Here is a 10575-nt window from a genome sequence, read left to right as displayed (position 1 = left end):
GGAAGTACAGTAATGTATGGAGCTGACTGCTACTAATCGGTCGAGGGCATGACCAAAGAAGGTCGGTAGGCAGGATGAAGTTTCTTATATGCAGTTTTGAAGGTATATGTAAGATAAGGTCAAGGACAAAAGTCCTTGATTTTTTTTTATAGAAGAAAGAAGGCGAATTGTAATGGCAAGAGTACTGGCTATCGACCTGGGGTCATCCAGCGGACGGGCAGTCAGGGGAGAATATCAGGATGGATCACTGACATATCAGGAAATTTACCGGTTTGAAAATGTACCGGTTCAGAAAGGACGATATTTATGTTGGGACTTTGATCTGCTTCTTGGGGAAGTAAAACATGCGATTGAGATGGCAGGAGATATTGACAGTATCGGGATTGATACCTGGGGCGCTGATTTTGGCATTTTAGATAAGAAGGGAAAGCTTTTGATGCCGCCGGTTCATTACCGGGACCGCCGTACGGAAGGCATGACAGGGAAGGCACAGGAGAAATTTTCGGCAAAAGAATTATTTCAGATGTGTGGAAATCAGACGTATGCCACCAATTCGCTGTATCAGATCCTTGCTCTTAAGGAGACGGAACCGGAATTATGGAATCAGACGGCTAAGATTTTACATATGCCTGATCTGATCAATTATTTCCTTTGCGGAAATGCGGTCTGTGAGCGGACGATCGCCTGTACGACGCAGATGCTGGAACCGGTGAGCCGAAGCTGGAATCAGCGGGTTCTGGAGGCATATCAGATTCCGGAGACTTTGTTTGCACCTTTGACGGACAGCGGCACTGTGATTGGAGAATATACAGGTAAGGGGACAAAACCGGTCAAAGTGATCGCCGTGGCCGGTCATGATACGCAGAGCGCCGGGGCAGCTATGACAGAAGATCCGGACTCGACGGCGTTCCTAAATATCGGCACCTGGAGCCTTCTGGGAGTGGAGCGGAAACAGCCGATCCTGACGGATCTTGGATTTGAGCTTGGAATATCAAATGAGCAGGGCCCTTACCGGGATATTCAGTGTATTATGAATATTGTTGGAACGTGGCTTTTACAGGAGTGCAGACGGGAATGGACGGCGGAAGGCAGAATGGCTTCTTATAACGAACTGGAACGGCAGGCGGCATTGTGCGATCCATTTCAGTGCTTTATTGCTCCGAATTCGCCGGATTTTGCCTTTCCCGGGCATATGCCGGAGAAGATACAGGCTTTCTGCCGTAAGACGGGCCAGAGGGCGCCAGAAAGCGCTGGAGAGGTTGTCAGATGCATCTATGAAAGTCTGGCGCTCAAATATCGAAGAGAGCTGGAAAAACTAGAGCAGGGCATGGCAGAAGAGGAGGAGAAGAGGCCGCATGCTCAAAAGAGCGCAGGAAGGATTGAGAAGCTGCAGATCCTTGGCGGCGGCGCACAATCCGAAATGCTGTGTCAGATGACAGCCGATATTTGCAGGAAACAGGTGATCGCCGGGCCGGTAGAAGCAACAGCCCTGGGAAATCTTGTAATTCAGCTGAAAGCATTGGGAGAAATTGCGGATGAGGAGACGGCCAGAGAGACGATCCGCCGGGCAGAAACAATGACCACCTTTATCCCAAATGATGAAATAGAAGTAAGAAAGGCAATAGAGAACGCCTATCAGAGATTTAAAGAGATTGACAACTAAAAAGTGACGGGGGACGGGGGATTTCTAGAAATCCCCCGTCCCCCGTCACTTTTTTATTTCGCCGCCAGCAGCTTTTCGATGCTGACTAATTTTACGCTTAATACAAAGATCTCGGTGGCCAGTTTCAGTTCTTCTACCGTCGGATATGACGGCGCGATACGGATGTTGCTGTCATGGGGGTCTTTTCCATACGGGAAGGTGGCCCCTGCAGGTGTCATGATCAGGCCGGCTTCTTTTGCCTTTGCCACGATGGCTTTTGCGCAGCCGTCCATGGAATCAAAGGAGATGAAGTATCCGCCGCGTGGAGCGAGCCAGGAACCGATGCCCAGTCCGGCAAGCTCTTTTTCGAAGGTGTTCAGCACGATGTCGAATTTGGGACGCATGATGTCTGCGTGCTTTTTCATGTGCTCTACCATGCCGTGGATATTTTTGAAGTATCTTGCATGGCGGAGCTGGTTGAGTTTGTCGTGGCCGATGGTCTGGATCTTCATCATCTTCCGGATGTCTGCCAGGTTTGCATCAGATGCGGCGATCGCAGCGATGCCGGAGCCAGGGAAACTGATCTTGGAAGTAGAAGAGAACTTGTAGACCATATCCGGATTGCCTTCTTTTTTACATTCCATCAGGATTTCAATGAGATAATCCTGTTTATCTTCATATAAATGGTGGATGCCGTATGCGTTATCCCAGTAAATGCGGAAATCTTCCGCTGCTGGTTTCAGTTTTGCAAAACGGTGGACCGTTACGTCAGAATAGGTGATGCCCTGCGGGTTGGAGTATTTCGGTACGCACCAGATACCTTTGATGGCCGGGTCGGAGCTTACCAGTTCTTCTACCATGTCCATATCCGGTCCTTCCGGTGTCATGGGTACATTGATCATCTCAATGCCGAAATATTCGGTGATGGCAAAATGTCTGTCATATCCCGGTACCGGGCACAGGAATTTTACTTTATCGAGTTTGCACCAGGGAGTGCTGCCCATTACGCCATGAGTCATGCTGCGCGCAACGGTATCGAACATCACATTTAAGCTGGAGTTCCCAAAGATGACGATATTGTCCTTTGGTACTTCCATCATATCTGCAAGAAGCTGTTTTGCCTCGGCGATTCCGTCCAGGACGCCGTAGTTGCGGCAGTCTACGCCTTCGGTACATTTCAGGTCAGAATCGCTGGTCAGTACGTCCATCATGCCCATGGAGAGGTTCAGCTGTGCGGTAGACGGCTTGCCTCTGGACATATCCAGGTTCAGATTCTGTGCCTTTACTTCTTCAAATTCAGCTTCCAGTTTGCTTTTTAATTCTAATAATTCTTCTTTTGATAATTCTTCGTATGCTGTCACTTTTCCATCCTCCACTCTTTTTTGCATCCTTCAATTTCAACATTTTAACGGCAATTTGACGTTCCGTCAATAGATTCTTGCAAAAAATATGGCAAAATATACGCTTAAAGGCAAAAACAGAATGGAAATTGAAATATCCGTGTTTTCAAAATGCAAAATCGTTAAAAAAGAGACGAGGAATTTTCATAAAGTCAGACTACTTTGCCCGGCTTCTTCTGGCAAGGATCTCATCCAGCAGACAGAAGGCTGCGTCCTCTTTGCTCATCAGTTCCAGTTCCCGCACGGAATCCGGGGTGATGATGGTGATCACATTGGTGGAGGTTTCAAATCCTGCGCCCGGAACTTTCAGGTTATTGGCTGCGATCATGTCCAGATGCTTCTTTTCCAGCTTTTTCTTTGAATTTTCCAGCATGTGCTCTGTCTCCATAGAAAAGCCGCACAGGAACTGGCCGGGACGCTTGTGTTCGCCCAGATACCGGAGGATGTCGTCGGTCCTCTCCAGCACAAGGGAGGCATTGTCGTCTGATTTTTTCACCTTTTCTTCGGAAACTTTTGCCGGGCGGTAATCCGCTACAGCTGCGGCCTTGATGATGATATCCATATCCGGGCTGTGGCTGGTGACGGCTTCAAACATGTCTCTTGCAGAAATGACCGGGATCACATTTACAGCGATGGGAGCTGTTAACCTGGTCGGTCCGGTCACCAGGGTCACGTCCGCGCCTCTTAACATACAGGCTTTTGCGATGCTGTATCCCATGCGCCCGGAGGAGTGATTGGTCAGGAAACGGACCGGGTCCACGGCTTCCTGTGTGGGGCCGGCGGTAACCAGGACTTTTAGTCCCTTCATATCTTTTTTGCAGGCACAGGCTTTTAAGATGTATTCATATAAAAGCTCCGGCTCCGGCATTTTCCCTTTTCCTTCGTCCCCGCAGGCCAGATGGCCGGTGGCAGGTTCGATCACTTCCATGCCGTATTTTTGCAGGAGCAGGAGATTGTCCTGGGTGACCGGATTGTCATACATGCCGGTATTCATGGCAGGCGCGATCAGCTTGGGCGCGCTGCTTGCCAGGATCGTGGTGGTCAGCATGTCGTCCGCCAGGCCGTGGGCCAGCTTGGCGATCACATTTGCGGTGGCAGGAGCCACCATGATTACATCGGCCTCTTTTGCCAGGGAAATGTGTTCCACCTGAAATTCGAAATTCCGGTCAAAGGTGTCAGTGACACATTTGTGTCCGGTCAGTGTTTCAAAAGTAATGGGATTTATAAAATTTGTGGCGTGTTCTGTCATGATCACCCTTACATTTGCGCCGGATTTTACCAGCATACTGGCAAGAGAAGCGCTTTTGTAGGCGGCGATGCCTCCGGTGACGCCGAGAAGAACGGTTTTTCCTTTTAACATATGATAACCAGCCTTTCTTAATCAATGTAGATCAGGGCTCAGGATCCCTGTCATATTGGATCATGGGATTATTGTACCATGCGGGAAGGAAGAGAGGCAAGGACAGGCTTTGATTTCAGGACAGAAAACTCTTGTATGATCTTATACGGTGGTGCTATAATGTTTCAGGAATTGTATTGTATCCCGCACAGGGCGGGAATGATAACAAGGAGGAATTGAATATGAAGACGAAGAAACACGACACCCGATGGATGGTCAGTGTTGCACTTATGGCAGCGATCGTTATTGTCCTGGCGAACACACCGCTTGGCATGATCCAGCTTCCGGTGATTAAGGCGACAACTGTACACATTCCGGTGATCATCGGCGCGATTCTGCTGGGACCGTCTGCAGGAGCAATCCTGGGCGGGGTATTTGGAATCTGTTCGCTGATCAGCAACACAATGGCCCCTACATTATTATCCTTTGCGTTTTCGCCGTTTATGAGTACAACGGGAATTCCAGGCGCGCTGAAAGCAATCTGGATCTCTGTAGGATGCAGGATCTTGATCGGCCTGATCTCAGGCTGGCTGTGGATGCTTCTTATGAAGCTTAAGATGAGTCAGCTGATCGCACTTCCGGTTGTGGGATTTGTAGGATCCATGGTAAATACAGTGACAGTCATGGGAAGTATTTATCTGATGTTTGCAAGAGAGTATGCCCAGGCAAGAGAAGTGGGAGTCAGCGCAGTATGGGGACTGATCATGGGAACCATCACAGCGTCCGGTATCCCGGAGGCAATTGCGGCGGCAGTGCTGGTGCTGGCGCTTGGAAAAGTCCTGGTAGGAGTATTTCGAAAGATGAATATCCATTCGGCCGGCAGTCCGATGAGTGTGCTTTAGAATCAAAGGATATAAAAAATAAAAAGCCATGAGGATACATTTTGACTGCATGTGAAAACATTTGTATCTCATGGCTTTTTTTGTAATCGTTTATAATAGAATGTCGGAAGAAAGAAATGGATGAACAGGAGGAACAGACATATGAAAACGTCCGACAAAATGTTGGCAAAGCGTACAGTGATGATGGTGGCAGGGATTGCATTTATCAGCATGTGCGTGGGAAGCTACCGGTTAAGCGGGTTTGGAGTAGATGCATTTACCTGCATGAACCTTGGGATCAGCGGATTTCTGGACATGCAGTTTGGAACCTGGCAGTTGATCATGAATGCGGCAATCCTGGTGGTGGTATGTCTGCTGGCCAGAGAGTGTATCGGAGCCGGAACGATCGTAAATATGGTCTGCGTGGGATATGGCGCGGATCTGATCTGCTTTCTGGTACAGGATGTGGCACATATAGAGATGACGCTTCCCCTGCGGATCGGGGCACTGGCGCTGGGATGTGTCTTCGCGGGTCTTGGCGTAGCCCTTTATATGGCCGCGAAGATGGGGATCGCGCCGTATGATTCGGTGGCGGTGATCCTGGAAAAGATTACCCGCGGGAAATTAAAGTTCCAGTATGCCCGCGTTTTAAGTGATGTAACGGTCGTGATCGTTGGCGTGGTATTTTGCCTGGCGGCCGGCGATCCTTTGTGGATGATCATCGGCATAGGGACTATCTGCAATGCGCTTTTTAACGGACCTTTGATCCAGTTTTTCCGGGTCCATGTCAGCGAGCCGATCCTTAGAAAATAAGAGCGTTTTAGTGAGAAATGATGTTACGGAGGCAGAGAAATGAGGATTCTTAAGAATATCTGGAAAAATGAGACGGTGTGCTGCATCGCCTTTTTTCTGGCGGTGTTTTCCGCTTTTTTGGTGACGCCGGACGGGGAGTATCTTGCCTACCCGGATTACCGGACCATTGCCTTATTATTCTGCCTGATGATCATCGTGGCCGGCTTTCAGTCCAAAGGCGTCTTCGCCAGAATGGGCCATTTCCTTTTGCGCAGGGCCAGGAGTATCCGGGCGTTGTCCGCAGTGATGGTCCTGTTGTGTTTCCTTAGCAGCATGGTGATCACCAACGACGTGACTCTTATCACCTTCGTCCCCTTTACCATGCTGGTGTTCCGCATGATCGGGGAAACAGACCGGCTGGTAAAGCTGGTGGTACTGGAGACCATTGCGGCAAATCTGGGCAGCATGGCCACACCTATCGGAAATCCCCAGAATCTTTATCTCTACTCCATCTCCGGACTTACCCTGGGAGAATTTGCCCTGGCGGTCCTTCCCTATGCCGGGCTTTCCCTGGTGCTTCTGATGGCTGCGGTGATAGCAGGAAGAGACGAGCCTCTGATGGATCTGGAAATACGGGAAAAGAAGAAAAAAACAGGAAAAGAAATTATAAAAGAAATTTTTCCGTTTCTAATGCTGTTAATTTTGTGTCTTCTTGTGGTGTTTCATGTGTTGAATTATATACCGGTCCTGCTGCTGGTGATCGTAGTGATCGGAGTGGTCAATAAGCGTCTATACCTGGAAGTGGATTATTTTCTTCTGCTGACCTTTTTGTTTTTCTTTATTTTTGTGGGAAACATGAAACGGATCCCGCAGATCAGTGAACTTCTGATGGAACTGGTGGCAGGCAGAGAACTGATGACCGGCGTTCTGGCAAGCCAGGTGATCAGCAATGTTCCGGCAGCCATCCTGTTATCCGGGTTCAGCAAAGATTTTTCCGCCTTGCTGACCGGCGTGAACCTGGGCGGCCTGGGAACTTTGATCGCTTCTCTTGCCAGCCTTATATCTTATAAGATCTTTACCCGGGATTATCCGGAAAGCAGGGGACGGTTTCTTTTGATCTTTACTTTCTGGAATCTTCTGTTTCTGCTGATCCTGTCCGGGGAGGCCCTGTTGTTATCCTAGACCACTTGGGCGGACAGGTTACATGGTACTGCCTGGAACTTAGCTTATGATCGGCCACTTCGTAGATAGTCAGGCAGTCCTCTGTTAAGAAAAAGGACTGGCCTGTTTCCGATAAAATGCCGTACAAAGTCGGAGTATCCGCGGTGCTTGCTTCGCCGTAGCTTGTCAGGTATGTTTCCATCTCCAGTTCACTCAGGAACCGGGAGACGGATTCCGGGTCCGCAAGAGGGATCTCCGCTTCCGGATGATCTGTCCCTTCCGGATAAAAGCTGGCTTCTGCAATGTCTGCACTGGTCAGCCCTGTCACTTCCGTCATCTTTCCACGGTCTGTGGAAAGATTTACATTTCCCATTAACAAACTGCTAATTATAATTGTAAGGAAAAGAAGAGGAAGGCCCAACCGCTTTTCTCTGGCAGAAACTGTGGATTTCAGCCGGTAGCAGAGTGTCTTTGCAGAAGCGGAGAGACAGGTGGTGTACCCCCTGCCGTCGCCGGCAATGGAGAGCAGAAGTTCTGCATATTTTTTCCGGGTAGAAGGGTCGGCGTCTTTTAAAACGATCTCGTCGCAGGACAGCTCCAGATCTTCTTCTGCTTTTTTCACTGCCAGCCAGACCAGCGGGTGGAACCAGCCCAGGGCATTGACAAACCCCAGGAAAAATTTGGTGTGGGTGTCGTGCCTCTGGATATGGTGGAGTTCATGGGAAAAAATAAGCTCCATTTCCTCTTCGGAATAATCCCGTTCCGGAAGGTAGGTTATCCAGTTGGAACGGTACATGCCGATGGTCAGGGGCGTGCGGATCATGGAACTGAAGCGAAGTCCCAGAGGGCGGGTCAGATCTCCGATCTCCAGATCACGCTTTACCCGGGCCCAGATAGCGAGAATTTCTAAGTCTTCCACAGGATGGGAATGTGTTTTCAGCATTCTGGAAAAGCGAAGATGGGAGAAAACCTGCCAGGCAAAGAGCAGCGCGAATCCACCAAGCCAGACCAGAAGAAGGGTATAGATAACGGCGCGAGGCACGTAAAAAACAGGTCTGACCGGAAGGGGAAGGTGATCATAGTTGTAAATAACAGTTGGCTGATAAAACAGGAAGACCGGTATCACCCAGAATGTGGCGCAGGTTCTGGCGGTGTATCGGGTCCGTAAAGCAGGCAGCAGAAATAACACCAGGACAAAATAGACGCTGATAAAGAAAAACAGATCTACGCCCAGACTGAAGATGTAGCCCCGGCTTTTTTCCCATCCGAAGAACAGAAGGCACAAGCTAATGTAAAAGACGATGCAAAGCGGGAGGACCAGAGGATCCAGAAAGACAACGGTATTGTTGTCGCTTCGAACCCCCCATAGCGGTCCCTTTCGCCCGTGTTCGGCATTCCAGGTGCTTTTGAGAGATCCTGTCAGTGCAAAACCAAGAAACAAGGCCCAGAACAGGCGAAACAGGAAAAAAAGCATGAAGTCGGTCATTTAGAACACCTCCTTTTCCAGCATTTTCCGCAGTTCTTCCAGATCCTCTTTGTCAATTCCGCTGTCGCACAGAGCAGTAGCGAATCCGGCTACCGATCCGCCAAACATCCGGTCCAGGAAGGAGCGGCTTTCTGACGCCAGGTAATCTTTCTGCTTGATCAGAGGACGGTAGAGATTGGTCCGTCCTTCTTTTTCCAGTGACAGAAATCCTTTCTCACACAGACGGGTCAGGAGAGTCAGGATAGTCGTGGGGGCAAGAGGATGGATCTTTTCCAGCGCCTGCTCAATGGTCATCCGGGATACGGGCGCAGGTTCTGCCCAGATGATCTGCATGATCTCCAGTTCACTTTCCGGAAGATGAGTCATTTTCTTCATCAGGTGTCGCCTCCCTTCATTTCTATTTGAAAATTAGGTTTGAAAACAAATTCTACATCTGTAGAACTATTATATTCTACAGATGTAGAAAAGTCAATTCGGAAGGATAAGAATTGTTTTGATAAGTTTTAGAATTTGTGATTGACAAATCCTCTCCGGATATGGTATAAATATCTAGTGCAATAAATGCATACAGGGGATTGGTCAAGTGGTATGATAGGGGTCTCCAAAACCTTTGGCGGGAGTTCGATTCTCTCATCCCCTGCTGAAAATCCCGGAAAGCCGATAAAAAAGGCTTTCCGGGATTTTTTGATTTTGAAAGATAAAGGACATGATTCGATATGAAAAGAGATATTGAGGCAGTTATCACCAGTTATAATCAGGGAACTATGATCCTGGAAGCGGTCCGGTCTGTATGCAGTCAGACCCTGCTTCCTGAAAGAATTATTATCGTTGATGACGGATCAACAGATAAAGAGTCACTTGCTGTGTTGGGAGAGATGAAAAACAGTCCGGATTTTCCTGTCCCGGTTATCATACAGTTTCAGGAGAATCAGGGAGTATCAGCTGCAAGAAATACAGGAATCCGCTCAGCCCATTCTTCCATGGTGCTGGTTCTTGATGGAGATGACCGGATTGAAAAAGAATATATAGAAAAGGTGTATCATTTACTTTTGGAACATCCTTCTATGGTAATTGCCTCCTCCTGGATGCGTACATTCGGAACGCTGGATGCGATCGTGCGTCCTTCGGGCGGCAATATCGTACCTTTTTTATCCCACAATTGCTGTCCGGCAACCCATATCCTTCGCAAGAAAGCGTTTGAACGGTGCGGAGGGTATGATGAATCCATGCGGTCAGGATTTGAAGACTGGGATTTTTTCCTGAGTATGCTGGAAACCGCACCGGATGCTCATGCGGGGATTGTTGAAAAACCGCTGATCCAATACCGGACGTCACCAGTGTCTGCAAATATAAAAAGCATGGAAAAGCGGCGTGAACTGATGCGCTATCTTATACAAAAGCATTTTGATAGTTACCGCAGTAATCTTGCGGATGTGCTTCTGGATATGGAGGCAATATCCGGCTTCAGATTGTCCGGCTGGGAAAACGAGATGATGTATTCAATAGAAAAGGATCAGGAACTAAGCGAATCTGCGAAGGATTTCATGAGGAATCCGTCGTATGGGGACGGGGGAATGGCTGCGGCTGTCCGGATCGCATCTGCCCGGAAACAAGATGGCAGGGGATAGATTTGTCTATTCTGCCATCTTGTTTTTTAAGGGCCTTTCCACTATAATGAACAGACAATCAACGGGAGAGTTCTGTCTCCCTAATGGGCCGGATCTTCTGGCTGTCCATTTTTATCCGGCGGTTTCCGCCATTTATATCCAGACCTTTTTTGAGCTCACTTAAAGGTTGCAACGGTTTGTTTTGTTTTCTATAATGAAAGGAGAAAATCAATGATGCAACAATTTCATACTCAGGAATATCCTGCT

Annotated in this window: 10 protein-coding genes and 1 tRNA gene; 6 read left to right on the top strand and 5 right to left on the bottom strand. The window is 48.6% G+C overall.

Annotated features, from left to right (window positions below; translation table 11 throughout):
• Positions 1-172 precede the first annotated feature (172 nt).
• Positions 173-1663 (top strand): rhamnulokinase, encoded by a 1491-nt coding sequence (locus tag H6A13_RS11695; RefSeq protein WP_204909741.1) that lies wholly within the window; start codon positions 173-175, stop codon positions 1661-1663.
• A 53-nt stretch (positions 1664-1716) separates the two neighbouring features.
• Here the strand turns inward: H6A13_RS11695 and H6A13_RS11690 are convergent, their stop codons facing one another.
• Entirely contained in the window at positions 1717-3003 is a 1287-nt protein-coding gene (locus H6A13_RS11690) for an aspartate aminotransferase type Ic (RefSeq protein WP_204909740.1), read from the bottom strand.
• Positions 3004-3199: 196 nt separating this feature from the next.
• Positions 3200-4402 (bottom strand): bifunctional phosphopantothenoylcysteine decarboxylase/phosphopantothenate--cysteine ligase CoaBC, encoded by a 1203-nt coding sequence (gene coaBC, locus H6A13_RS11685; protein WP_204909739.1) that lies wholly within the window; start codon positions 4400-4402, stop codon positions 3200-3202.
• Between the two features lie 221 nt (positions 4403-4623).
• Between coaBC and H6A13_RS11680 the strand changes: the two genes are divergently transcribed.
• The 3 genes from H6A13_RS11680 to H6A13_RS11670 all read left to right on the top strand — a co-directional run bounded on the left by H6A13_RS11680 (position 4624) and on the right by H6A13_RS11670 (position 7236).
• Complete coding sequence (locus tag H6A13_RS11680; protein ID WP_204909738.1) at positions 4624-5283, top strand: ECF transporter S component; 660 nt, start codon at positions 4624-4626, stop codon at positions 5281-5283.
• A 141-nt stretch (positions 5284-5424) separates the two neighbouring features.
• Entirely contained in the window at positions 5425-6075 is a 651-nt protein-coding gene (locus H6A13_RS11675; protein ID WP_204909737.1) for a YczE/YyaS/YitT family protein, read from the top strand.
• A gap of 39 nt (positions 6076-6114) precedes the next feature.
• Positions 6115-7236: an SLC13 family permease gene (locus H6A13_RS11670; protein WP_204909736.1), complete on the top strand. Its 1122-nt coding sequence runs from the start codon at positions 6115-6117 to the stop codon at positions 7234-7236.
• Here H6A13_RS11670 and H6A13_RS11665 read toward each other — a convergent pair.
• Positions 7175-8701, bottom strand: a complete 1527-nt coding sequence (locus H6A13_RS11665) for a M56 family metallopeptidase (protein WP_204909735.1) — start codon at positions 8699-8701, stop codon at positions 7175-7177. The two genes, H6A13_RS11670 and H6A13_RS11665, sit on opposite strands and share 62 nt — an antisense overlap.
• Positions 8702-9076: a BlaI/MecI/CopY family transcriptional regulator gene (locus H6A13_RS11660; RefSeq protein WP_204909734.1), complete on the bottom strand. Its 375-nt coding sequence runs from the start codon at positions 9074-9076 to the stop codon at positions 8702-8704. It abuts the gene before it with no gap.
• Between the two features lie 194 nt (positions 9077-9270).
• Between H6A13_RS11660 and H6A13_RS11655 the strand changes: the two genes are divergently transcribed.
• Positions 9271-9341, top strand: a tRNA-Trp gene (locus H6A13_RS11655).
• Between the two features lie 76 nt (positions 9342-9417).
• Entirely contained in the window at positions 9418-10329 is a 912-nt protein-coding gene (locus H6A13_RS11650) for a glycosyltransferase family A protein (RefSeq protein WP_204909733.1), read from the top strand.
• A gap of 58 nt (positions 10330-10387) precedes the next feature.
• Here H6A13_RS11650 and H6A13_RS11645 read toward each other — a convergent pair.
• Positions 10388-10575, bottom strand: a 188-nt coding sequence (locus tag H6A13_RS11645; RefSeq protein ID WP_204909732.1) for a hypothetical protein, incomplete at its 5' end; no start/stop codon positions are given.

This window comes from Mordavella massiliensis (assembly GCF_016902415.1).
Lineage (GTDB): Bacteria > Bacillota > Clostridia > Lachnospirales > Lachnospiraceae > Merdimonas > Merdimonas faecigallinarum.
Note: the sequence above shows the minus strand (reverse complement) of the source record. Positions and strands in the feature narration are given on the sequence as shown.

Coding starts and splice junctions, on each gene's coding strand:
- coaBC (WP_204909739.1), bottom strand. CDS start 4,402: ATGTTAAAAGGAAAAACCGTTCTTCTCGGCGTCACCGGAGGCATCGCC.
- H6A13_RS11680 (WP_204909738.1), top strand. CDS start 4,624: ATGAAGACGAAGAAACACGACACCCGATGGATGGTCAGTGTTGCACTT.
- H6A13_RS11695 (WP_204909741.1), top strand. CDS start 173: ATGGCAAGAGTACTGGCTATCGACCTGGGGTCATCCAGCGGACGGGCA.
- H6A13_RS11670 (WP_204909736.1), top strand. CDS start 6,115: ATGAGGATTCTTAAGAATATCTGGAAAAATGAGACGGTGTGCTGCATC.
- H6A13_RS11660 (WP_204909734.1), bottom strand. CDS start 9,076: ATGAAGAAAATGACTCATCTTCCGGAAAGTGAACTGGAGATCATGCAG.
- H6A13_RS11675 (WP_204909737.1), top strand. CDS start 5,425: ATGAAAACGTCCGACAAAATGTTGGCAAAGCGTACAGTGATGATGGTG.
- H6A13_RS11650 (WP_204909733.1), top strand. CDS start 9,418: ATGAAAAGAGATATTGAGGCAGTTATCACCAGTTATAATCAGGGAACT.
- H6A13_RS11665 (WP_204909735.1), bottom strand. CDS start 8,701: ATGACCGACTTCATGCTTTTTTTCCTGTTTCGCCTGTTCTGGGCCTTG.